Source organism: Rhodococcus sp. PvP016 (assembly GCF_017832185.1).
Taxonomy (GTDB): domain Bacteria; phylum Actinomycetota; class Actinomycetes; order Mycobacteriales; family Mycobacteriaceae; genus Rhodococcoides.
Genome location: NZ_JAFIBH010000001.1, coordinates 2731093 through 2753849 on the forward strand (window position 1 = coordinate 2731093; position 22757 = coordinate 2753849).

Annotated in this window: 21 protein-coding genes; 16 read left to right on the forward strand and 5 right to left on the reverse strand. The window is 68.5% G+C overall.

Annotation, left to right across the window (positions count from 1 at the left end; all coding sequences use genetic code 11):
* The first annotated feature begins 2 nt into the window (after positions 1-2).
* From ahcY to secA, 8 genes are all read left to right on the forward strand, one after another.
* A complete protein-coding gene (gene ahcY, locus JOE30_RS12805; RefSeq protein WP_037186733.1) occupies positions 3-1514 on the forward strand; it encodes an adenosylhomocysteinase in 1512 nt (503 codons plus the stop codon).
* Positions 1515-1554: 40 nt separating this feature from the next.
* A complete protein-coding gene (locus JOE30_RS12810) occupies positions 1555-2238 on the forward strand; it encodes a dTMP kinase (RefSeq protein ID WP_204867074.1) in 684 nt (227 codons plus the stop codon).
* Positions 2239-2243: 5 nt separating this feature from the next.
* Positions 2244-2921, forward strand: a complete 678-nt coding sequence (gene mtrA / locus JOE30_RS12815; RefSeq protein WP_027506869.1) for an MtrAB system response regulator MtrA — start codon at positions 2244-2246, stop codon at positions 2919-2921.
* A 28-nt stretch (positions 2922-2949) separates the two neighbouring features.
* Positions 2950-4635, forward strand: a complete 1686-nt coding sequence (gene mtrB / locus JOE30_RS12820) for an MtrAB system histidine kinase MtrB (protein WP_027506868.1) — start codon at positions 2950-2952, stop codon at positions 4633-4635.
* The gene (lpqB, locus tag JOE30_RS12825; RefSeq protein WP_371831668.1) at positions 4632-6416 is read left to right on the forward strand and encodes an MtrAB system accessory lipoprotein LpqB; all 1785 of its coding nucleotides are present in this window, start codon (positions 4632-4634) and stop codon (positions 6414-6416) included. The genes mtrB and lpqB overlap by 4 nt, the downstream gene beginning before the upstream one ends.
* A gap of 42 nt (positions 6417-6458) precedes the next feature.
* A complete protein-coding gene (locus tag JOE30_RS12830) occupies positions 6459-7127 on the forward strand; it encodes a ComF family protein (protein ID WP_204867075.1) in 669 nt (222 codons plus the stop codon).
* Between the two features lie 458 nt (positions 7128-7585).
* Positions 7586-8173, forward strand: a complete 588-nt coding sequence (gene hpf, locus JOE30_RS12835) for a ribosome hibernation-promoting factor, HPF/YfiA family (RefSeq protein ID WP_027506865.1) — start codon at positions 7586-7588, stop codon at positions 8171-8173.
* A 218-nt stretch (positions 8174-8391) separates the two neighbouring features.
* Positions 8392-11304 carry a preprotein translocase subunit SecA gene (gene secA / locus JOE30_RS12840; protein WP_204867080.1) on the forward strand — a complete coding sequence of 971 codons (2913 nt, stop codon included), beginning with the start codon at positions 8392-8394 and terminating at the stop codon, positions 11302-11304.
* 30 nt (positions 11305-11334) lie between these two features.
* On the opposite strand, the gene JOE30_RS12845 is transcribed toward secA, so the two are convergent.
* Positions 11335-11886, reverse strand: a complete 552-nt coding sequence (locus tag JOE30_RS12845; RefSeq protein WP_204867082.1) for an Rv3235 family protein — start codon at positions 11884-11886, stop codon at positions 11335-11337.
* Positions 11887-12139: 253 nt separating this feature from the next.
* Between JOE30_RS12845 and JOE30_RS12850 the strand changes: the two genes are divergently transcribed.
* The 5 genes from JOE30_RS12850 (at position 12140) to JOE30_RS12870 (ending at position 18077) form a co-directional block, all read left to right on the forward strand.
* The gene (locus tag JOE30_RS12850; protein WP_204867084.1) at positions 12140-13564 is read left to right on the forward strand and encodes a wax ester/triacylglycerol synthase family O-acyltransferase; all 1425 of its coding nucleotides are present in this window, start codon (positions 12140-12142) and stop codon (positions 13562-13564) included.
* Positions 13565-13588: 24 nt separating this feature from the next.
* Complete coding sequence (locus tag JOE30_RS12855; protein WP_371831669.1) at positions 13589-14122, forward strand: hypothetical protein; 534 nt, start codon at positions 13589-13591, stop codon at positions 14120-14122.
* 100 nt (positions 14123-14222) lie between these two features.
* Positions 14223-15338 (forward strand): ferredoxin reductase, encoded by a 1116-nt coding sequence (locus JOE30_RS12860; RefSeq protein ID WP_027506861.1) that lies wholly within the window; start codon positions 14223-14225, stop codon positions 15336-15338.
* 143 nt (positions 15339-15481) lie between these two features.
* Positions 15482-16747 (forward strand): fatty acid desaturase, encoded by a 1266-nt coding sequence (locus tag JOE30_RS12865; protein WP_204867085.1) that lies wholly within the window; start codon positions 15482-15484, stop codon positions 16745-16747.
* A 79-nt stretch (positions 16748-16826) separates the two neighbouring features.
* Positions 16827-18077, forward strand: a complete 1251-nt coding sequence (locus JOE30_RS12870) for a fatty acid desaturase (RefSeq protein ID WP_204867086.1) — start codon at positions 16827-16829, stop codon at positions 18075-18077.
* A 19-nt stretch (positions 18078-18096) separates the two neighbouring features.
* On the opposite strand, the gene rsgA is transcribed toward JOE30_RS12870, so the two are convergent.
* From rsgA to JOE30_RS12885, 3 genes are read right to left on the reverse strand one after another with little or no spacing between them, the layout of a single operon-like run.
* Complete coding sequence (gene rsgA, locus JOE30_RS12875; RefSeq protein WP_204867087.1) at positions 18097-19074, reverse strand: ribosome small subunit-dependent GTPase A; 978 nt, start codon at positions 19072-19074, stop codon at positions 18097-18099.
* 8 nt (positions 19075-19082) lie between these two features.
* Positions 19083-20369 carry a 3-phosphoshikimate 1-carboxyvinyltransferase gene (gene aroA, locus JOE30_RS12880; protein ID WP_307806163.1) on the reverse strand — a complete coding sequence of 429 codons (1287 nt, stop codon included), beginning with the start codon at positions 20367-20369 and terminating at the stop codon, positions 19083-19085.
* A 2-nt stretch (positions 20370-20371) separates the two neighbouring features.
* Entirely contained in the window at positions 20372-21037 is a 666-nt protein-coding gene (locus JOE30_RS12885; protein ID WP_307806164.1) for an aminoacyl-tRNA deacylase, read from the reverse strand.
* Between the two features lie 288 nt (positions 21038-21325).
* Between JOE30_RS12885 and JOE30_RS12890 the strand changes: the two genes are divergently transcribed.
* Together JOE30_RS12890 and rsrA are read left to right on the forward strand one after the other, a co-directional pair.
* Positions 21326-21952, forward strand: coding sequence for a sigma-70 family RNA polymerase sigma factor (locus tag JOE30_RS12890; RefSeq protein WP_037186858.1), 627 nt, complete (start codon positions 21326-21328; stop codon positions 21950-21952).
* Positions 21949-22221 carry a mycothiol system anti-sigma-R factor gene (gene rsrA, locus JOE30_RS12895; protein ID WP_027506855.1) on the forward strand — a complete coding sequence of 91 codons (273 nt, stop codon included), beginning with the start codon at positions 21949-21951 and terminating at the stop codon, positions 22219-22221. Before JOE30_RS12890 ends, rsrA begins: the two co-directional genes overlap by 4 nt.
* A 64-nt stretch (positions 22222-22285) precedes the next feature.
* Here rsrA and JOE30_RS21825 read toward each other — a convergent pair whose 3' ends face one another.
* A complete protein-coding gene (locus JOE30_RS21825; RefSeq protein WP_110293457.1) occupies positions 22286-22360 on the reverse strand; it encodes a 50S ribosomal protein bL37 in 75 nt (24 codons plus the stop codon).
* Between the two features lie 139 nt (positions 22361-22499).
* On the opposite strand from JOE30_RS21825, the gene JOE30_RS12900 reads away from it, so the two are divergent.
* On the forward strand, positions 22500-22715 hold the full coding sequence (locus tag JOE30_RS12900) for a biotin/lipoyl-binding carrier protein (RefSeq protein WP_027506854.1): 216 nt from the start codon (positions 22500-22502) through the stop codon (positions 22713-22715).
* Positions 22716-22757 lie beyond the last annotated feature (42 nt).

Here is a 22757-nt window from a genome sequence, read left to right on the forward strand (position 1 = left end):
CAATGACGACATCGACATCCCCCGACATTTCGAGCACCGAGGCGCTGCAGGCGGACATCCGCGGTGGCATCGAGTTCAAGGTCGCGGATCTCTCGCTGGCTGAGTACGGCCGCAAGGAGATCGGCCTCGCGGAGCACGAGATGCCCGGACTCATGTCCCTGCGTCGCGAGTACGCCGACGTGCAGCCGCTGAAGGGTGCACGGATCTCCGGGTCGCTGCACATGACGGTCCAGACCGCCGTTCTGATCGAGACGCTGGTCTCGCTCGGAGCCGAGGTACGGTGGGCGTCGTGCAACATCTTCTCCACCCAGGACCATGCCGCCGCCGCGATCGTCGTCGGACCCCACGGCACGCCCGAGGATCCGCAGGGAATCCCGGTGTTCGCCTGGAAGGGCGAGTCGCTGGCCGAGTACTGGTGGGCCGCCGAGAAGATGCTGACCTGGCCGGTCGCCGAGGACGGCACCCCCCGCCACGCCAACATGATTCTCGACGACGGCGGAGACGCCACGATGCTGGTGCTGCGCGGTGCGCAGTTCGAGAAGGCCGGCGTCGTGCCGCCCGTCGACGAGGACCGCGACTCCGACGAGTACAAGGTCTTCCTCGGACTGCTCCGCGAGTCGCTCGCGCAGGACGCCACCAAGTGGACGAGCATCGCCGAGTCGGTCAAGGGCGTCACCGAGGAGACCACCACCGGCGTGCTGCGCCTGTACCAGTTCGCCGCGGCCGGCGAGCTGACCTTCCCGGCGATCAATGTCAACGACTCGGTCACCAAGAGCAAGTTCGACAACACCTACGGCACTCGCCACTCCCTGATCGACGGCATCAACCGCGGCACCGACGTGCTGATCGGTGGCAAGAAGGTCCTGATCTGCGGATACGGCGATGTGGGCAAGGGCAGCGCCGAGTCGCTGGCCGGCCAGGGCGCACGCGTCCAGGTCACCGAGGTCGACCCGATCAACGCGCTGCAGGCGCTCATGGACGGGTTCGACGTCGTCACGGTGGACGAGGCGATCGGCAAGGCCGACATCGTCATCACCGCGACGGGCAACAAGGACATCATCACGCTCGACCACATGCGGTCGATGAAGGACAAGGCCATCCTCGGCAACATCGGCCACTTCGACAACGAGATCGACATGGCCGGTCTCGAGCGGTCCGGGTCGACACGCATCAACATCAAGCCGCAGGTCGATCAGTGGATCTTCTCCAGCGGCAAGTCGATCGTCGTCCTCTCGGAGGGTCGTCTGCTGAACCTCGGCAACGCCACCGGTCACCCGTCGTTCGTCATGAGCAACAGCTTCTCCAACCAGGTCATCGCGCAGATCGAGCTGTGGACCAAGCCCGACGAGTACGACAACGAGGTCTACCGCCTGCCGAAGCACCTCGACGAGAAGGTCGCCAAGATCCACGTCGAGGCTCTCGGTGGCACGCTGACCAAGCTCAGCAAGGAGCAGGCCGAGTACATCGGTGTCGACGTCGAGGGCCCGTACAAGCCCGAGCACTACCGGTACTGACACTCGGTCGCGTAGGCCTCGACAGGCAGGAGTGGAGTCGATGGGCACTCTCATCGCGATCGAGGGCGTCGACGGAGCGGGCAAGTTCACGCTCTCGTCCCGCCTCACGCACGCGTGGGAGGCCGCCGGCGTGGACGCCGTCCGCGTCGGCTTCCCCCGCTACGGGGAGTCGATCCACGCCGACCTGGCGGCCGAGGCTCTGGCCGGTGAGCACGGTGATCTCGCCGCCGGAGTGAACTCGATGGCGGTGCTGTTCGCACTCGATCGTGCCGGTGCGGTGTCCGACCTCCGTCGGATGCTGCACCGGCACGATGTCGTCCTGCTCGATCGCTACGTGGCGTCCAACGCGGCGTACTCGGCCGCGCGCGTCCACCAGGACGCGGACGGTGAGATGGTCGAGTGGGTGCGCGCACTCGAGTTCGATCGCCTCGTCCTGCCGCGTCCCTCTGCCCAGATCCTCCTCGACGTTCCGGTCGAGGTCGCGGAGCGCCGTGCGCGCGGTCGCGAGGAGGAGGATCCGTCCCGGGCCCGCGACGCGTACGAGCGCGACGGTGGTCTCCAGGCTCGTACCGCGGCGGTCTACGCGGGGCTCGCGGCGTCGTCCTGGATGTCGCCGTGGTTCGTCGTGAACGGCGCACAGGCGGACGGCGAGCAGGTCGACGTGACGAGACTCGCCGCCGAACTTCTCAATCAGACTGCGGAGTACGACGGGATGACACGATAGTCGTCATGAAGCCACGAATTCTGGTCGTCGACGACGATACGGCTCTTGCCGAGATGCTCACCATCGTGTTGCGCGGCGAGGGATTCGAGCCGTTCGTGGTGGGAGACGGCACCCAGGCGCTGTCCGCCGTCCGGGAGAACCGACCTGATCTGGTGCTGCTCGATCTGATGCTCCCCGGCATGAACGGCATCGACGTCTGCCGCGTGCTGCGGGCCGATTCCGGCGTGCCGATCGTGATGCTCACCGCCAAGACCGACACGGTCGACGTCGTGCTGGGACTCGAGTCCGGCGCCGACGACTACATCATGAAGCCCTTCAAGCCGAAGGAACTCGTGGCCCGCGTCCGCGCGCGCTTGCGACGCACCGAGGAGGAGCCGGCCGAACTCCTGTCGATCGGCGACGTCGTCATCGACGTTCCGGCGCACAAGGTCACCCGCGACGGCTCGCTCATCTCGCTGACGCCGCTCGAGTTCGACCTGTTGGTGGCGCTGGCCCGCAAGCCTCGTCAGGTCTTCACCCGCGAGGTGCTGCTCGAGCAGGTGTGGGGATACCGGCATGCCGCCGACACCCGCCTGGTGAACGTGCACGTCCAGCGACTGCGCGCCAAGGTGGAGACGGATCCGGAGAACCCCGAGGTGGTTCTCACCGTGCGCGGTGTCGGGTACAAGGCCGGCCCGCCGTGATCGGAGCCGATCGACTGCGGGACGGTCGGTGATCTTCACGTCACGCTCCCGTCGACGCATCAACGGAACCTTCTCGCCTCTGGTGCGATGGTCCCGGTCCATGTGGGCTGCCGCCGGTCACGCCTGGCGTCGGTCGCTGCAGTTGCGCGTCGTCGTGTCGACGCTGACGCTCTCCCTCATCGTCATCACGATCCTCGGGGTCGTGCTCACGAGTCAGATCACGGATCGACTCCTCGACACGAAGATCGACGCCGCCACCAAGGAGCTCGATCGCGCGCGTGCGTCCGTCGAGAGCCAGTTGGCGGGCGACGACTCGACGTCGATCTCGAACCGTCTGGAGCTCGCTCGGTCCGGTCTGACGAGCCGGGACACCGAGAGCGGCGCGGACAGCACGTCCGCCGGCACGTTCGACCCCGTGCTCATCGTCCCGGGCGACGGAGCCCGCGACGAGCTGTTCACGGGTCCCGCCGACCAGATCCCGCAGACGCTGCGCTCGTTCGTCCAGGCCGGCCAGGTGAGCTACCAGTACGCGACCGTGTCCGAACCGGACGGCTACTCGGGTCCGGCCCTCATCGTCGGCAGTCCCACCGCGTCGGACCTCTCCACCCTCGAGCTGTACCTGGTGTTCCCCCTCGCGGGAGAGGACCGCAGCCTCGCGCTCGTCCGCGGAACCCTGCTCATCGGCGGCGCGGTCCTGCTGGTGCTGCTCGCGGCCATCTCGATGCTGGTCGCCCGGCAGGTGGTGGTCCCCATCAGATCGGCGTCGCGCATCGCGGTGCGCTTCGCGGACGGCCGGCTCAAGGAACGGATGCCGGTGCGCGGCGAGGACGACATCGCCCGCCTCGCCATGTCGTTCAACGAGATGGCCGAGAGCTTGTCGAAGCAGATCACCCAGCTCGAGGAGTTCGGAAACCTGCAGCGCCAGTTCACGTCCGACGTCTCGCACGAGCTGCGGACGCCGCTCACCACGGTCCGCATGGCCGCCGAGCTCATCCACGACGCCAGCGAGAGTCTCGATCCGCTGCTCAAGCGCTCGTCCGAGTTGCTGGTCGCCGAGCTGGACCGTTTCGAGACACTGCTCAACGATCTGCTCGAGATCTCCCGCCACGACGCAGGCGTCGCCGAACTGGCGTCCGAGCAACTCGATCTCCGCATGTGCGCCCGCGCCGCGGTGTCCACCGTGCGGCACCTGGCTCGCGAGACCGGCACCGAGCTGATCGTCGACATGCCCGACGAGCCGGTCAACGCCGAGGTGGACCCGCGCCGTGTCGAACGCGTGCTGCGCAACCTGTTGGCGAACGCTCTCGACCACGGGGAGGGGAAGCCCGTCCTGCTGCGCCTGCGCGCGGACGACGACGCCGCTGCGTTCGTCGTGCGGGATCAGGGTGTGGGACTGCGCCCCGGTGAGGAGAAGCTCGTGTTCAACCGTTTCTGGCGGTCGGATCCGTCCCGCGTCCGACGTTCGGGCGGTACGGGCCTGGGGCTCGCCATCAGTCTCGAGGACGCCCGCCTGCACGACGGCAAGCTCGAGGCCTGGGGCGAACCGGGCCAGGGCGCCTGGTTCCGCTTCACGTTGCCGCGCGTGCGTGGTCGCAAGGTCGTGTCCAGCCCCCTGCCGCTGCGACCTGCGGGCCGTAGATACGCACAGGGACAGCCGCTTCCGGCGGCGCGCCCGACGAGTGTCGGCGCCACGGCGGGGGAGCAGCGACCGTGACAGACCGCACCGTGCCGCGGCGACGAGCCGCCCTCGTGGCGTGCGTGGCCGCGCTCGCGCTCGTCGCGTCCGGATGCGCGTCGTTGCCCGCCTCGTCTGCGCCGCAGGCCATCGGCACCGTCGCGCGCGGGCCCGTCGAGCAGGAGCTTCCCGTTCCCGCCGCGGGTCGTGAACCCAATCTTCTGGTCCGCGACTTCGTCAAGGCCAGCACCGATCCGGCGGACGACCACGCGGGTGCACGTCAGTTCCTGACGGCGAATGCCGCCTCGGAGTGGAACGACGCCGCCAGCGTGATCGTCGTGGACAAGGTGGACGTGCTCGAGGACTCCCGGTCGAGCGACGCCGCGCAGTACACGATTCGAGCCAACCGGGTGGGGCAGCTCGATCAGGGTGGGCAGTACCGCGCCGAGCAGGGGTCGTTCGAGACCCGGGTGACGCTCGCCCGCGAGGACGGCGAATGGCGGATCGACGAGCTGCCGTCCGGAGTCGTCATGGACCGCACCCAGTTCCTCACCTCGTACCAGCGCAAGTCGCTGTACTTCGTCGATCCCACGGGCACCGAACTGGTGCCCGATCAGCGTTGGGTGAACACCACGCAGGACCGGATGACCGAGACCCTGACGGCACTGCTGCAGGCGGGTCCGCGACTGTCGCTGGAGCCGGCGGTGCGCAACGTGTTCAACGGTGTCACCACGGCCGGTCCCATCACGAAGGCCGACGGGCGTACCTCGGCCGTCGGCATCGGTCTCGGCGGGGTCCGCATCGACTTCCGGGGTGCCGGTGCGTTGGACCGCGCGACCCGCGAACTACTCGCCGCGCAGATCATCTGGACACTGGCCGAGGCCGAGGTGTCGGGTCCCTACGTCCTGCTCGCGGACGGCGCGCCGTTGGACCCGAACTATCCGGACGGCTGGACCACCGCCGAGGTCGCGGAATTCGATCCGTTGGCGGTGACGGGTGCCGACGTGGGCCTGCACGCCCTGCGCAACGGTGGGCTCGTCCGGATCGGAACCGACGGCGTGACACCGGTTCCCGGCTACTTCGGCACCGTCAACAACATGCGGTCCATCTCGTTGTCCAGCGACGGAACGCTCGTGGCGGCCGTGTCGGACACCGGTCGTGCGGCGCCGCAGCCACCCGACGCGCTGCTCATCGGCTCCTACGGCGGTAACGCCTTCCCGGTCGCGGAGGGTGGCTCGATCACCAGGCCCACCTGGGGCCCGGACCGCGACGCCGTGTGGGCCGTCGTGGACGGCACCGTGGTCAAGCGCGCCGTCCGCGACCCGGCCACCGGACAGGTGTCGGTGGTGGACGTCGATTCCGCCGACATCGCCGAGCTCGGTGGCCAGATCACCGAACTACGGCTCTCCCGCGACGGGGTGCGAGCGGCTCTCATCGTGGACGGCGCCGTCTACGTGGCGGTGGTGGTGCGGCGCGCCGACGGCAGCTACGCACTCCGCGAGCCCGAGGCGGTGGCCAACGGTCTGGCCAGCGCGGCGCTGTCCTTGGACTGGAGCACCGGCGACACGGTGGTCGTGGCCCGAGCGGCGACCGACATCCCGATCGTGCAGGTGGCCGTGGACGGCTCACGTCTCGACGGGCTGCCCAGCCGCAATCTGACCGCTCCCGTCGTGTCCGTCGACGCCTCCGCGTCGAGCACCTACGTGGCCGATTCGCGCGCCGTGTTCCAGATCGACGACAGCGACCCGGCGAGTGACCGATACTGGCGCGAGGTACCCGGCCTGACCGGCTCGAAGTCCGTGCCCGTCCTCCCCGGCTGACGAGCGGCGAACCCTGTCGGAGCTCCGCGGCACAGTGTCCCGGTGCCGACGACTCTGCTGGACCTGATCCTGCCCCGCGAGTGCGGCGGCTGCGCCCGTGTCGACGCGTCGTGGTGCCCGGCCTGTGCCGGCGCGCTCGACGTGGCGCCGGGGCCGGTTCGGCCGCGTGTCGATCCCGGGGTGCCGTGCTGGGCGCTCGGCCCGTACGCCGGCCCACATCGTGCGTCGATCCTGGCGATGAAGGAACGCGGTCGGCGAGACCTCGCGGCCCCTCTCGGGGTCGCCCTCGCCGCCGCCGTGACGCGCCTGCGCGACGCCGGGGAGATCGATCCCCCCGAGCTGTCGCCCCTCGTGCTCGTCCCGGCCCCGTCCCGACGCCGCGCGGCCCGGGCGCGCGGTGGTGATCCGATCCTGCGTACCTGCCGCCGTGTCGCGCGGGTGCTCGCATCGGAGGACGTGCGCGTGGAGCCGCTGCTGCGGGTGGACTCCCGGGTCCGTGACTCCGTCGGACTCACCGCCGACGAGCGTGCGGACAACCTGCGGGGGCGGGTCCATGTCCGGCGCGCGGGCATCGCCGCGATCGGTCGCGGACCGGTGCTGCTCGTCGACGACGTGGTGACCACCGGGACCACCGCCGCGGAGTCCGTGGCAGCACTGCGACGGTCCGGTGTCGGTGTCGACGCGGTGCTCGTTCTCGCCGCCGTGCGGTGACGTCGCAGTGCCTGTCCCAGTGCCTGTCCCGGTGCCGGAAAGGGAGCCTGAAAAGGTCCCGTGAATATCCCGTGAACAGTGGCAGACCATCCGGGGAGCGACTACGGTCAGGGCCACGATCGATCCTCGCTACCGGGTCTGGAGGTGATGCCTCACCACCGAAGGCGCCGGGCGGTCCGCGCTCCGGTGTCACCGTTCTTCCGCTGCGCCAGAAGCGATCTCGGCGCGGCCTCTATCGGGAGGTACGTATGACGACAACGTCACCAGTGACGACTGCACACACGAGCACCCACCGGGTGCACGCGCATCCCCGCGAAGCTCATGCCCACGGTCCGGAGCAGAACGACTCCACCGCCCTCGACTCGACCGACACCACTGCGGATTCCGTCTACTTCGACGATGCACCCAGTGCCGGCCCGGCCGACGACAACTCGAGCGCCGAGCCCGCCGCCGAGGTCGTGGTCAAGGGTCGCAACGTCGAGATACCCGACCACTTCCGTCTGTACGTCTCCGAGAAGCTCGCTCGCCTCGAGCGCTTCGATCCCACCATCCATCTGTTCGACGTCGAGTTGTTCCACGAACGCAACCGTCGGCAGTCCAAGAGTTGCCAGCGAGTCGAGATCACCGTGCGGGGCAAGGGCCCCGTCGCGCGTGCCGAGGCCTGCGCGGACAGTTTCTACGCCGCCCTCGAGTCGGCGACCACCAAGCTCGAGAGCCGTCTCCGACGCACGAAGGACCGCCGCAAGGTCCACTACGGCGAGAAGCGGCCCGTGTCGGTGGCCGAGGCGACCGCCGCGCTCGTCGAGGAAGCCGTCACCGCCCCCGTCGAGGAGGCGCCCGCCGTCGACGACCACGCCACCGAGGGCCCCGGCACCGTGGTGCGCGTCAAGGAGCACCCGGCCGTGCCGATGACCGTCGACGACGCCCTGTACGAGATGGAACTCGTGGGCCACGACTTCTTCCTGTTCCACGACAAGGAGTCGGACCGGCCGTCGGTGGTCTATCGCCGCCACGCGTTCGACTACGGATTGCTGCGTCTGTCCTGACGCTCGCACCGCCGCGCCGACCACATCGGGCGTCCGCTCCGGCGGGCGCCCGGTGTCGTGCGCGGAGGATCCGGTGTGCCTCACAGCGCCCTGTCAGGCTCGACGCCTACGATGGTTCCGCCGGGAGACCGACGAGGTCTCCACGCATCGAACTGCGCCCCCCGTGTGGACGGGCTCGGTTCACGCCCCACGTACCCGATATTGAGGACGAATAGCCCGTGCCGACGTTGTCGTTGTCCAAGTTGCTCCGTGTCGGTGAAGGTCGCATGGTCAAGCGGCTGAAGCACATCGCCGACCACGTCTCGTCCCTGTCGCCGGACGTCGAGTCCCTGTCGGACGCGGAACTGCGTGCGAAGACCGACGAGTTCAAGAAACGGCACCAGGACGGCGAGAGCCTCGACGAACTGCTGCCCGAGGCGTTCGCGGTCGCCCGCGAGGCGTCCAAGCGCGTGTTGTCGCAGCGCCACTTCGACGTCCAGGTCATGGGCGGCGCAGCGCTGCACTTCGGCAACGTCGCCGAGATGAAGACCGGTGAGGGCAAGACCCTCACCTGCGTCCTCCCGGCGTACCTCAACGCGCTGTCCGGCGACGGCGTCCACGTCGTCACGGTCAACGACTACCTGGCCAAGCGTGACTCGGAGTGGATGGGCCGTGTCCACCGCTTCCTCGGACTGAGCGTCGACGTGATCCTCTCGGGCATGACGCCCGCCGAGCGGCGCGCTGCCTACGCGGCCGACATCACGTACGGCACGAACAACGAGTTCGGTTTCGACTACCTTCGCGACAACATGACGCACTCGCTGGACGACCTGGTCCAGCGCGGGCACAACTTCGCCGTGGTGGACGAGGTGGACTCGATTCTCATCGACGAGGCCCGTACCCCGCTGATCATCTCGGGCCCCGCGGACGCGTCGTCCAAGTGGTACCCGGAGTTCGCTCGCATCGCGCCCATGATGAAGAAGGACGTCCACTACGAGGTGGACATCAAGAAGCGCACGGTGGGCGTGCACGAGGCGGGCGTCGAGTTCGTCGAGGACCAGCTGGGCATCGACAACCTGTACGAGGCCGCCAACTCGCCGCTGGTGAGCTACCTGAACAACGCCATCAAGGCGAAGGAGCTCTACCAGCGCGACAAGGACTACATCGTCCGAGACGGCGACGTCATCATCGTCGACGAGTTCACTGGCCGCATCCTGGTGGGGCGCCGCTACAACGAGGGCATGCACCAGGCCATCGAGGCCAAGGAGAAGGTGGAGATCAAGGCCGAGAATCAGACCCTCGCCACGATCACGCTCCAGAACTACTTCCGTCTGTACGACAAGCTCTCCGGCATGACCGGTACCGCCGAGACCGAGGCGGCCGAGCTGCACCAGACGTACTCGCTCGGTGTCATCCCCATTCCCACCAACCGCCCGATGGTGCGTGTGGACAACGGCGACCTCATCTACAAGAGCGAGGAAGCCAAGTTCAGTGCCGTCGTCGACGACGTCGTGGAGCGACACGAGAAGGGCCAGCCGGTTCTGATCGGTACCACCAGCGTCGAGCGCTCGGAGTACCTGTCCAAGCAGTTCACCAAGCGCGGTGTCGCGCACAACGTGCTCAACGCCAAGTTCCACGAGCAGGAGGCGACCATCATCGCCGAGGCCGGCCGGTCCGGCGCGGTGACGGTGGCCACCAACATGGCGGGTCGAGGCACCGACGTGGTGCTCGGCGGCAACCCGGACATCATCGCGGACCTCGCGCTGCGCGGACAGGGCCTCGATCCCGTCGAGTCGCCGGAGGAGTACGAGGCGGCGTGGGAGCCCACGCTGGAGAAGGTCAAGGATCAGGTCCGCGAGGACGCGGACAAGGTCCGCGACGCGGGCGGTCTCTACGTTCTCGGTACCGAGCGGCACGACTCGCGCCGTATCGACAACCAGTTGCGAGGACGCTCGGGTCGTCAGGGCGACCCGGGGGAGAGCCGGTTCTACTTGTCGCTCGGCGACGAGTTGATGCGCCGATTCAACGGTGCCGCGCTCGAGTCGATCATGACGCGACTCAACCTCCCGGACGACGTCCCGATCGAGGCCAAGATGGTCTCCAAGGCCATCAAGAGTGCGCAGACGCAGGTCGAGCAGCAGAACTTCGAGATCCGCAAGAACGTCCTCAAGTACGACGAGGTGATGAATCAGCAGCGCACCGTCATCTACGAGGAGCGCCGCCGAATCCTCCGCGGAGAGGACATGGAGGGCCAGGTCGAGCAGATGATCACCGATGTGGTCACCGCGTACGTCGACGGCGCCACCTCGGAGGGCTACGTCGAGGACTGGGACCTCGAACAGCTGTGGACCGCGCTGAAGACGCTCTACCCGGTGGGCGTGCAGCACACCGACCTCGCTGCGGAGAACGAGTTCGGCGAGAAGGGCGACCTGTCGCGGGACGAACTGCGCGAGGCATTGCTCGAGGATGCCCGCGCCGCGTACGCCACGCGTGAGGCGGAGATCAACGAGATCGCGGGCGAGGGCGGTATGCGCGAGCTCGAACGCCGGGTGCTGCTGTCCGTGCTCGACCGCAAGTGGCGTGAGCACCTCTACGAGATGGACTACCTCAAGGAGGGCATCGGTCTGCGCGCGATGGCGCAGCGCGATCCCCTCGTCGAGTACCAGCGCGAGGGCTACGACATGTTCACCGGCATGCTCGACGGGTTGAAGGAGGAGTCCGTCGGGTTCCTCTTCAATCTGCAGGTCGAGGCAGCGGCGCCGAGCCCCGCGGCCTCCGCGGGTCTGCAGGTGGGCGCGGGACTGCAGTCGCCCGTCGCAGCCCGACCGGCGCCCACAGCGCAGGCCGCCCCTGCAGCGCAGGCCGCCCCCGCGGCGCCGGCGCAGCGTCGACCCGAACCCACTCCGGAACCGACGCCCGAACCTCGGCCCGCCGCACCGGCCGCGCTGCGCGCCAAGGGGCTGGACGACGAGTCGACCGGTCGCCTGACCTACTCCGGTCCCGACGAGACGGGCGGCACCTCGGTCCGCCGCGCCGGGTCGGGGTCGCCGACGGGCGAGTCGAGCTCCGGCACCCGACGCGAGCGTCGCGAGGCGGCTCGGGCCGGGGTCAAGCCGGTCAAGCGCGCACCGAAGGCCAAGCGGCGCAAGTGATCTGTCCGTCCCGGAGCGGCCACCGCCGCGTCAGGACAGGCGCAGGCTCGTGAGCACCCAGGCAGGACCGGTGGTGTTGCGCCGTGCCGTCAGTCGTGCCGCCACGGCGAACACGCGGTCACCACGCGAGTAGGTGCCGAAGACCTCGACGTCGCCGTGCCCGGCGCCGTCGGGCACCGGGCCGGCGGCGCGTACGTGCACGGTCCGGACGACGGCGACACCGAGAGTTCGTCCCGGCACGGCCGCTGTCGACAGGGCTGTCGCCATACCGACCATGGCCGGGGACAGCACCGCGCGCAGCGACGCCGCAGGTCGGCGGCGGTCCACCACCTCGAGTGTCAGACGCAGGACGCGATCGGCGACGTGCCGCGCCGCTGCGGCGGTGCGGGCGTCGGCCTCCGACGGACGGACGACGGCCAGGTTCGGACGCGGCGTGGACCGTCCCGAGTGCGGGCCGGGGCGCGGCGACGAGAGCGCTCGGCCCGCGGACCGATCGGTCGGGCGTGCACGCGCGGGAGCCGCGCCGATCTCGGGTGGCTCGGATCTCGGCAACCGCGCCACGTGAACGACCTCCGATGTCATGCGTTCCCCTCGATGCTCGTACCTGTGCGGCCACGGCCGGTGTGCGGCGAGTGTTGCACGCACGGACACGGTTCCGGCCCGTCGAGACAGACGCGGGGCGTCGTCACACCGCATTCGATCAGGGTCGGTGAATTTCGACGAGGACGACGGGGAACCGACACGGCGCGAACCACGAGGACGATCGTGAGCATGGTCGGTCTCATCCGCCGTGCGAGACTGGGAGCCGTCACACTCGACCGAGGGGATTCGCGCGTTGGCCACCAGACTCACCACTCAGGACGCGTCCTTCTACTTCCTGGAGGCCAGTACGACTCCCATGCACGTGGGATCGCTCGCCATCTTTCGGCTCCCGCGCGGGGGGTTCAGTTACGACGAACTGCTGACCCTCGTCGAGAGCCGGCTCGCTCTCGTTCCGCGCTATCGCCAGAAGGTGCGCGAGGTGGCCTTCGGCCTGGCTCGCCCCGTGTGGGTCGACGACCGCGACTTCGACATCACGTACCACATCCGGCGCTCCGCGCTGCCCAAGCCGGGCTCCACCGAACAGTTGCACGACCTGATCGCGCGACTCACCTCACGCCCTCTCGATCGCACGCGTCCGCTGTGGGAGATGTATCTGGTCGAGGGTCTGGCGCGGAACCGGTTCGCCATCTTCACCAAGTCGCACTCGTCGATCGTGGACGGCGACAAGGCACTCGAGATCAGTCAGGTCATCCTGGACGCCACCAAGGCTCCGACCCCGATGGCCGAGGAGCTGTGGATGCCCGCGCGGGAACCGTCGGAGAAGGCGCTCGTCGCTCAGGCTCTCGCCGAGATGGTGTCGCGGCCCGGGGAGGGCGTGGACGCGGTGCGCGGAGCCGTCGGCGACGTCACCCGCGCTGCCGGCGAGGCGGTGCGCGCCGTGGGCAAGTTCGCGGCGGTGGTCCGCACCGCGGCGCAGACGGCACCGACGAGTCCACTCAACACGACCATCTCCCGCAACCGCCGGTACTCGGTGGCGAAGACCGATCTCGACGACTACCGGGTGGTGCGGTCGAAATTCGGGGGGACGGTCAACGACGTCGTGCTGACGGTCGTGTCCGGTGCTCTGCGGAACTGGTTGCTCTCGCGCGGTGAGCCCATCGGCCCGTACACGACGGTGCGCGCGATGGTCCCGCTGTCGGTGCATGCGGCCGCCACGGTGGCGGGCGACCAGGGCGACGTGCCGCCCAACGCGGTCGAGTCCTTCCTCATCGATCTGCCCGTGGGCGAACCGAATGCCGTGGTGCGGTTGTCTCATGTGTCGCACGCGACGGCAGCCCACCTTGGACAGAGTCGCGGCGTGACGGCGTCGACCCTCATCACACTGTCCGGCTTCGCGCCGGCGACTCTGCACGCGATGGGTGCGCGCGTCGGGTCGAGCTTGTCCCAGCGCATGTTCAACATCATCGTCACCAATGCCCCCGGCCCTCAGTTCCCGCTGTACGCGGGCGGTGCACGCATGCTCGAGATGTATCCGGTGCCGCCGCTCGTGCGCAATCAGGCGCTCAGCATCGGCCTGACGTCGTACGACGGCAACGTCTACTACGGTGTGAACGCGGACCGGGCAGCGATGCCGGACATCGACGTGATCACCACGTTGTTGCACGAGGCACTCGAGGAACTGGTCGACGCGGCGCGTGACGACAAGAACGTCCGCTGACGACGGTGAGGGAATGAGGCGCAGGTGAGGGTGTTCGTTCCGGCGACGATGCGGATGTTGCAGACACTGGTGGACGAGGGTGAGTTCTCGCCGATCAGTCGTACGGCCTTCGCCGTGACGCCGACGTTGCGGGAGGCGTACGTCTCCGGTGACGACGACGAGTTGGCCGATGTCGCGCTGCGGGAGGCTGCGCGGGCGTCGCTGCGGCTGATCGGCGGTGAGCCGGACCTCGACTCCGACGGTGACGCCGACGAGGTCGCCGACGCCACTCCGAGCTTCCGCCGCGTCGTCATCGCGGCCGATGTCGATCCGGTGACCCTGCGTCCGGACCTCGACGACGCCGTGGTCCGCCTGCCCGCGCCGCTCTCCCTGACGGAGGTGGCGGCGGTCCACGTCGATCTCGCGGCGGCCGAGTCCGCCGTGAGCGCCGCTGTCGCCGCGGTGGACGCGGCCGACCTGGGGGATCCGGACGCCGAGTTCGTGCTGGGAGACGTCGAGGATCACGAACTCGCCTGGTACGCACCGCAGGAGATACCGTTTCTCCTGGAACTGCTCTGACACTGGATCTGCTATTACACCGGAACTGCTCTGACACCGCCCTGTTTCGTCGCAGTCGTCGACTGCGTCCGTGGTGGCCGCTCGACCGAGGAGATGTGACATGGGAATCAAGGACTGGCTCGAAGCCCCGGCCGCGAGTGTGTCGTCCCCGCGGCGGCCGTCGCTGAACGTGGTGCGCGGTGCGTTCGCGCGCATCACCACGCCGTTGATTCCCGACGACTACCTGCACTTGGCCAATCCACTGTGGTCCGCGCGTGAGTTGCGCGGCCGCATCGTGCGGATCGAGAAGGTGACCGGCGACGCCGCGACCATCGTCATCAAGCCCGGATGGGGCTTCGACTTCGACTACCGGCCGGGGCAGTACATCGGCATCGGCCTCCACGTCGATGGTCGGTGGCACTGGCGGTCGTACTCCCTGACGTCGCCGCCCGACTGGAAGGACAAGCAGATCTCCATCGCCGTCAAGGCGATGCCGGAAGGTTTCCTGTCCTCGCATCTCGTCGGCGGTGTGCCGTCGGGCACGATCGTGCGGCTCGCCGCGCCGAAGGGGAACTTCGCCCTCCCGGAGCCGCCGCCCGCCAAGATCCTGTTCGTCACGGCCGGCAGCGGCATCACACCGGTGATCGGCATGCTGCGCAGTCTCGACTCGCGCGGCCACATGCCCGACGTGGTGCACGTGCACTCGGCTCCCACGGCGGACGACGTGATGTTCGCCTCGGAGCTGGCGGCGCTCGACGCGAAGTACGACTCGGTCGTGTCCCACGTGCAGCACACCCGCTCGGACGGCAAGTTCGATCTGGGCTCGCTCGACGAGCACTACCCGGACTGGCGCGAGCGTCAGACGTGGGCGTGCGGTCCGGCGGCGATGCTCGACGACATCGAGAGGGTGTGGCGGGAGGCGGGCATCTCGGAGAACCTGCACACCGAACGTTTCGAGATCGTGCGCACCGGCGCGCCGAGCGACGGCGGCACGGTCACGTTCTCCGTCTCCGACCGCACCGTGGCGGTGGACGGCGCCACCACGTTGTTGGAGGCCGGTGAGAAGGCAGGTGTGCGAATGCCTTTCGGCTGCCGGATGGGTATCTGCCAGACGTGCGTGGTGCCGCTGACAGACGGTCACGTCCGAGATCTGCGCTCGGGCAAGGAGCATGCGCACGGCGAGCGGATCCAGACGTGCATCTCCGCGGCTGCCGGGGACTGCACGCTCGAACTCTGACTCCGTCGGCCCCGGGTCGCGCCGCAGGGGTGATCGCACACACACCCTGAGCACAGGCTCGTCCGCTATTCTCGGAAAGGCCTGCCCGCCGATACCGAATCGGTGCGAGGAACGGCATACCGCGATCCGGGGAGTAGACCAGCATGGCCATCACGGACATCTTGGAGTTCGCACATCTGACCGACGAGGACATCGAGTCCCTCGGTCGTGAACTCGATGCCATCCGTCGGGACGTCGAGGACACCCGAGGACGCAAGGACGCGGAGTACATCCGCCGCACCATCGCGCTGCAGCGCGCGCTCGAGGTCGGCGGACGGCTCGCGATCATGGGTTCCCGCTGGCGCTCGGCCGCGCTGGTGGGCGCAGGTCTGCTGGCGGCCAGCAAGATCATCGAGAACATGGAGTTGGGCCACAACGTCTCTCACGGTCAGTGGGACTGGATGAACGATCCGGAGATCCACTCGACCTCGTGGGAATGGGACCAGACCGGTCCGTCCGCGCACTGGAAGCGTGCGCACAACTACTCGCATCACACGTACACCAACATCGTCGGCATGGACCACGACGTGGGCTTCGGGATCCTCCGGATGACCCGCGACGAGAAGTGGCGGCCACGCAACCTGGTGCAGCCCCTGGGCAACCTGGTGCTGGCACTGACGTTCGAGTGGGGCATCGCTCTGCACGACCTGGACGCGGCGAAGCTCGAGGCCGGTGTGCCCGCGACTCAGTTGCTCTCGGAGCCGAACAAGGAGTTCGCCCGGAAGGTCGCGTCGCAGGTCGGCAAGGATTTCGTGCTCTTCCCGCTGCTCGCGGGTCCGGCGTGGCGTCGCGCACTCGGGGCGAACCTCACCGCCAACGTGGTGCGGAACCTGTGGGCATACGCCGTGATCTTCTGCGGTCACTTCCCGGACGGCGCCGAGAAGTTCACGATGGGCCAGTTCGAGACGGAGACCCACGAGGAGTGGTACCTCCGGCAGATGCTCGGCAGCGCCAACTTCACGGCCGGCCCCACGATGGCGTTCATGAGCGGCAACCTCTGCTATCAGATCGAGCATCACCTGTTCCCGGACCTGCCGAGCAACCGGTACGCCGAGGTGGCCGTACGGGTGCGCGCCCTCTGCGACAAGTACGACCTGCCGTACACCACCGGCAACCTGCCGACCCAGTACTGGAAGGCGTTGCGCACCATCTTCAAGCTGTCGCTGCCCGACCAGCTGCTTCGTCGTACGTCGGACGACGCGCCCGAGACCAGTTCGGAGCGCCGTTTCCAGGGCGCCGGCTCCTCCGTCGTGAACCGGGTGCGGTTCGATCCGGTCACCGGTCGCAAGCGTGGACTGCGGTCGGCCCTGCACGAGGCGCGGCTCGAAGCGCGGCAGGCAGTGAAGCGGGTCACAGATACGACGGCGTAACCTACGGGTGCGTAACTTCCGGTAGAGTAACCACGGTCTGGCCCACACGGGCATCGACCACCTGCCGAGGAGTGACCACATGGCGATTTCCGACGTCAAGGAATATGCCCACCTCACCGAGGCCGACGTCGAGGCGCTGGGCCATGAACTCGACGCGTTGCGTCGGGAGATCGAGGAGTCGCGCGGCGAGAAGGATGCGCGGTACATCCGCAACACCATCCGCTTCCAGCGCTCCCTCGAGGCTCTCGGCCGCACCACGATGCTCGCCAGCAACCACCGCGCCGCATGGTGGGCCGGTAGTGCGATGCTCGGCGTCTCGAAGATCGTCGAGAACATGGAGCTCGGCCACAACGTCATGCACGGCCAGTGGGACTGGATGAACGATCCGGAGATCCATTCCACCTCGTGGGAATGGGACAACACCGGTCCGTCCGAGCACTGGAAGCAGACTCACAACTACATCCATCACAAGTACACCAACGTGCTGGGCATGGACGACGACGTGGGCTACGGCCTCATCCGCGTCACGCGTGATCGCAAGTGGGTCCCGTTCAACGCCGGCAACCTCGTGTACAACACGCTGTTGATGCTCCTGTTCGAGTACGGCGTGGCGGTACAGCATCTCGAGCTGGGCAAGGCCGTGAAAGGCCGTGTGCCCAAGGAGGAGACGCGACGCAAGCTCAAGGAGGTCGGCGACAAGGTCGGCCGCCAGATGCTGAAGGACTACGCGATCACGCCGGCCATCACGTCGCTGTCGCCCGCCGCGTCCTACCGAAAGACGTTGACCGCCAACATCATGGCGAACGTCATTCGCAACATCTGGACGAACGCCGTCATCTTCTGCGGTCACTTCCCGGACGGCGCGGAGAAGTTCACACGCCACGACCTCCAGGACGAGACGCAGGGGCAGTGGTACCTCCGACAGATGTTGGGCAGCGCCAACTTCCACGCCGGACCGACCCTCGCCTTCATGTCGGGAAACCTCTGCTACCAGATCGAGCACCATGTGTTCCCCGATCTGCCGAGCAACCGGCTCGCCGCGATCAGTGTGCGGGTCCGCGAACTGTGCGAGAAGTACGACCTGCCGTACACCACAGGGCCTTTCCTCGCCCAGTACGGCAAGTCCTGGCGCACCATCGCGAAGCTGTCGCTCCCCGACAAGTACCTCAAGGCCACGGCGGACGATGCTCCGGAGACGGCATCCGAGCGCAAGTTCGGCGGCCATGTCACGTCCACCGTCGATCCGATCACCGGGCGCCGTGCCGGTCTGCTGACCGCGATCAAGGAGTCCAAGCGCGGCAAGGGACTACGAAAGTTGCTCTCGCGCTGACCGATCGATCGAGGCTCCGTCAGTAGGAGTCGTTCGACATCACTGCCACCAACAGCAGGCGGACCGCGGCGACGCGGTTCGCCTGCTGTCCTGTCAGGGTGTCCAGAGCGCACTCCGGGTCGGCCGGCGGCCCGAGGTGGGTGCAGCCGCGCGGGCAGTCCTCGATGGTGACGGCGAGGTCCGAGAACGCCGCGACGACATCCTCCGGCGAGATGTGGGCCAGCCCGAAGGACCGGATACCGGGAGTGTCGATGACCCAGCCCCCACCCGGAAGATGCAGCGACACCGACTGAGTCGACGTGTGCCGGCCCTTGCCGACGCCGGAGACGATGCCCACGGCGCGATGTGCCTCCGGCACCAGCCGGTTCACCAGGGTCGACTTGCCCACCCCCGAGTGGCCGATCAGCGCGGACGACTTCCCGGTGATCATCTCCAGAAGCTCGTCCAGCGGACGATCCCGGCCCACGAGCACCACCGGCACGTCGAGGTCGGCGAAGACGGCGGCGAACTCGTCGGACGACGCCAGGTCGTCCTTGGTCAGACACAGCACGGGACGGAGACCACCCACGAACGCTGCCACCATCGCGCGTTCGACGAAGCCGGAGCGGGGCGGCGGATCGGCCAACGCCACCACGATCAGCAGCTGGTCCGCGTTGGCCACCACGACACGCTCGTACGGATCCGTGTCGTCGGCGGTGCGCCGCAGCACCGTGCGCCGCTCGTCCACACGGACGATGCGGGCCAGGGCGTCGACGCGTCCCGAGACGTCGCCGACGATGCCCACCGCGTCACCGACGACGATCGGGGTCCGGCCCAGCTCGCGCGCTCGCATGGCGACTACGAGGCGCTCGGGATCGTTGTCGATCACGCACCCCCACCGGCCGCGATCCACCGACACCACCATCGCGTCCGAGGCGTCGGCGTGGGTGGGCCGCGTCTTCGTTCGTGGGCGCGTGCCCTTGCCCGGCCGGACGCGGACGTCCGACTCGTCGTACACCCGCCGGATCAGCGCGCACCACCTCCGGCCAGCATGGCGCTCCACAGGTCCGCGAACCCCGGCAGCGTCTTGGCGGTGGAGTCGATGTCGTCGACCTCGACGCTCGGGACGACGAGACCGATCACGGCGCCCGCCGTGGCCATGCGATGGTCCGCGTACGCCCGCCAGGGTCCGCCGTGCAACGGCGCCGGCTCGATGATCAGGCCGTCGTCGGTCTCCTCGACGCCACAGCCGAGGGCGCCCAGTTCCGCCGTGAGTGCGGCGAGGCGATCCGTCTCGTGCCCACGCAGATGGGCGATCCCGCGCAGGCGCGAGGGGGACCCGGCCAGGGCCGCCATCGCCGCGACCGTCGGGGTCAGCTCGCCGATGTCGTGCAGGTCCACGTCGACGCCCTCGAGCTTCTCGGGCCCCCGCGCCGTGAGCGACTCGGCAGTGAGCAGCACCTCGGCCCCCATCGATGTGAGGATGTCGCGGAACGCGTCACCGGGCTGCGTCGTCCGGGCGGGCCACCGGGGCACGGTCACCTCACCGCCGGTGACGGCCGCCGCGGCGAGGAACGGGGTCGCGTTGGACAGGTCCGGTTCGACTACACGGTCGACCGGAGCCACGGCCCCGGGGTGCACGCGCCACCGGTTCGGAACGCCCGAGTCCTCGGGAGTCTCCACCTCGATCCCGCTCTCGCGCAGCATCTCCACCGTCATGTCGATGTGAGGCATCGACGGCACCGGGGGACCGACGTGTTCGACGACGAGCCCCTCGTCGAACCGGGCCGCCGAGAGCAGGAGCCCCGACACGAACTGGGACGAGCCGGACGCGTCCAGGCGGACCGTTCCGCCGCGGACCCGTCCCGTGCCGTCGACGACGAACGGCAACCGGTCGCCGTTCACGGGAACACCGAGGGCGCGGAGCGCGTCGAGGATGGTCTGCTGCGGGCGCGAACGGGCGTGCTCGTCGCCGTCGAAGCGCGAGCGACCGGTGGCCAGCGCGGCGACGGGGGGAACGAAGCGCATGACGGTGCCCGCCAGCCCGCAGTCCACGTCACCGCCGCGGCCCGGGCCGGGGGTGACCCGCACCGTCGTCCCGTCGTCGTCGGGGGACTCCACGACGGCACCCAGCGTGCGCAGCGCGTCGATCATCAGATCGGTGTCGCGGCTGCGCAGCGCGCCGGTCACCGTCGACGGTCCGTTCGCGAGCGCCGCGAGGATCAGGGCGCGATTGGTGATCGACTTCGACCCCGGGAGGTCGACGGTCGCACGGACGGGCTGCGGGGCGAGGGGCGCGATCCAGGACGTCACGGTCACAGTCTCTCACTGGCGGACCCGCGGCGGATGTCCGCGACGGTCGCAGCGGTGGCCCGGACGAGATCCTGTGGAGAGAGCTCGATCTCCAGGCCGCGCCGGCCGCCGCTGCAGAAGAGGGTCGGGTGTCCGAGTGCCGAACTGTCGACGACAGTGGGCAGGGGCGCGCGCTGGCCGAGCGGGGAGACGCCCCCCAGCACGTAGCCCGTCGACCGGCGCACGGCCGCCGGATCGGCCATCGACACCTTGCTCGCCCCGAGGGCGGCGGCGACGGACTTGAGGGCGAGCATGTCCGGCACGGGAAGTACCGCGACCCCCAATGAGGAGCCCGTCGACACGACCAGGGTCTTGAACACCCGATCCGCCGACACACCGAGGCGAGCGGAGAGTGCATCGACCGCCTCGTCGCCGTACTGCTCGGTGCCGCGGTCGTGCTCGTAGGTGTGGACGGTGTACTCGATTCCGAGCCTCGACAGCGCCGTCGTCGCGGGAGTAGCCGATCCGGCCATGGCGTCGTGGTCCCTTCCCACCGTGATCACCCGCCCCCGCGAGTACGTCGGGAACGTCGTGATCGGCTGCTGATACCCGACATTCTGGCCGTACTCGCGGAGGCGATCCGGCAGCGGGGGGAACACGACGGCGGCCACGGCTGTTGTACGCAGCATCAGGACGGCGCGCACTGTGCGCCGCCGCTCGACGGAGGAGGGCGTGTGAACGTCGTTGCACCGGAGCGCTCCGGAGCCGAGAGGCTCTCGGCGACGCTGACGAATGTGGTGGTGATCCCATCGGTAAAGTGGAGTCCGGACGACCACGGTGATCTCACCGGTTCCCGGACGTCCGAGGTCGACACCTCGGACGACGGGGCGGTCGCCGCGGGGCACACGAGAGGGGCCAGCGTGACGGATCAGCCACAGACCGAGACCGGCACCACGACGGGCGCTGTCGATCCTGCGATCCTCGAGACCGAGGACGGCATCCGCTCGCGCGAGAACGCGGCAGATCTGACGGCGCGGTTCGAGCGTGACGCGCTCCCGCTGCTCGACCAGCTGTACGGCGCGGCCCTGCGGATGACGCGGAACCCGTCTGATGCCGAGGACCTGGTACAGGAGACGTACGTCAAGGCGTACACGGCGTTCAAGAGTTTCCGTGAGGGCACGAACCTCAAGGCGTGGCTCTACCGCATCCTCACCAACACCTACATCAACTCGTACCGCAAGAAGCAGCGTCAGCCGGCGCAGTACCCGACGGACGAGATCACCGACTGGCAGCTCGCGGCCACCGCGGAGCACTCGTCGACCGGTCTGCGGTCCGCCGAGGTCGAGGCGCTCGACGCCCTGCCCGACGACGACATCAAGGCGGCCCTGCAGGCGCTGCCCGAGGAGTTCCGCATGGCGGTGTACTACGCCGACGTGGAGGGATTCCCGTACAAGGAGATCGCCGAGATCATGGGCACGCCCATCGGCACCGTGATGTCGCGGTTGCACCGCGGCCGCAAGCAACTGCGCAACGAACTGGCGGAGGTCGCTCGCGACCGTGGATTCAACCGGTCCGCCGCGGCGACCGAGGAGGTAGCACGATGAGCGGCAACGAGTTCGAGGACCTGGACTGCTCGGCCGTGATCGCCGACGTGTGGACGTTGCTCGACAACGAGTGCGACGAGGCCAGCAGGCAACGCGTGCAGCGTCACCTCGACAGCTGCGGTTCGTGCCTCGCGCAGTACGGCATCGAGGAGAAGATCAAGTCTCTCGTCGGCCGCAAGTGCGGCGGCGAGCGCGCTCCGGAAGGCCTGCGGGAGCGCCTGACGCTGGAGATCCGGCGTTCGGTGACCATCACCGCCACCGAGGACTGACCGCCGACGCAACGAAGGGCCGGGACGCGATGCGTCCCGGCCCTTCGTGGTGTGGTGCTCGTGATCAGCTGTTGGGGCGCTTGCCGTGGTTGGCTGCATTTCCCTTACGGCTGCGCTTCTTGCGTCCTCGCTTGCCCATGGTGGATCTCCTTCCTGTTCCACCCAGTTTCTCACGTGTGGTTGGCTGTACGACGAGCGGCCGTGCCTCCGGCGTGGTCCGTTCACCGAACGAGTCGACACGCGCGTGCAGACGAGCGGGATGGAACAGGGGAAACGTGATGGCCGAGGACGTCCGAGCCGAGATGGTGTCGACGGTGTTCCAGATCGTCGTCGCCGAGGGTGATCACGTGAACGAGGGCGACGCCGTGGTGGTGCTCGAGTCGATGAAGATGGAGATCCCCGTGCTCGCCGAGTCCGCGGGCACCGTGACGTCCATCGGAGTCGCCGTGGGCGACGTCATCCAACAGGGCGATCTGATCGCCGTCATCTCCTGATCCGGTCACCGCTCTGATCAGCCGACGTTGCACCGGGACAAG

What these genes read in the sequence shown, in the direction of transcription:
- ahcY (WP_037186733.1), top strand. Translation starts at nt 3, where the DNA reads ATGACGACATCGACATCCCCCGACATTTCGAGCACCGAGGCGCTGCAG.
- JOE30_RS12810 (WP_204867074.1), top strand. Translation starts at nt 1,555, where the DNA reads ATGGGCACTCTCATCGCGATCGAGGGCGTCGACGGAGCGGGCAAGTTC.
- mtrA (WP_027506869.1), top strand. Translation starts at nt 2,244, where the DNA reads ATGAAGCCACGAATTCTGGTCGTCGACGACGATACGGCTCTTGCCGAG.
- JOE30_RS12845 (WP_204867082.1), bottom strand. Translation starts at nt 11,886, where the DNA reads ATGACATCGGAGGTCGTTCACGTGGCGCGGTTGCCGAGATCCGAGCCA.
- JOE30_RS12860 (WP_027506861.1), top strand. Translation starts at nt 14,223, where the DNA reads ATGGGAATCAAGGACTGGCTCGAAGCCCCGGCCGCGAGTGTGTCGTCC.
- JOE30_RS12865 (WP_204867085.1), top strand. Translation starts at nt 15,482, where the DNA reads ATGGCCATCACGGACATCTTGGAGTTCGCACATCTGACCGACGAGGAC.
- JOE30_RS12870 (WP_204867086.1), top strand. Translation starts at nt 16,827, where the DNA reads ATGGCGATTTCCGACGTCAAGGAATATGCCCACCTCACCGAGGCCGAC.
- JOE30_RS12885 (WP_307806164.1), bottom strand. Translation starts at nt 21,037, where the DNA reads ATGCTGCGTACAACAGCCGTGGCCGCCGTCGTGTTCCCCCCGCTGCCG.
- rsrA (WP_027506855.1), top strand. Translation starts at nt 21,949, where the DNA reads ATGAGCGGCAACGAGTTCGAGGACCTGGACTGCTCGGCCGTGATCGCC.
- JOE30_RS12900 (WP_027506854.1), top strand. Translation starts at nt 22,500, where the DNA reads ATGGCCGAGGACGTCCGAGCCGAGATGGTGTCGACGGTGTTCCAGATC.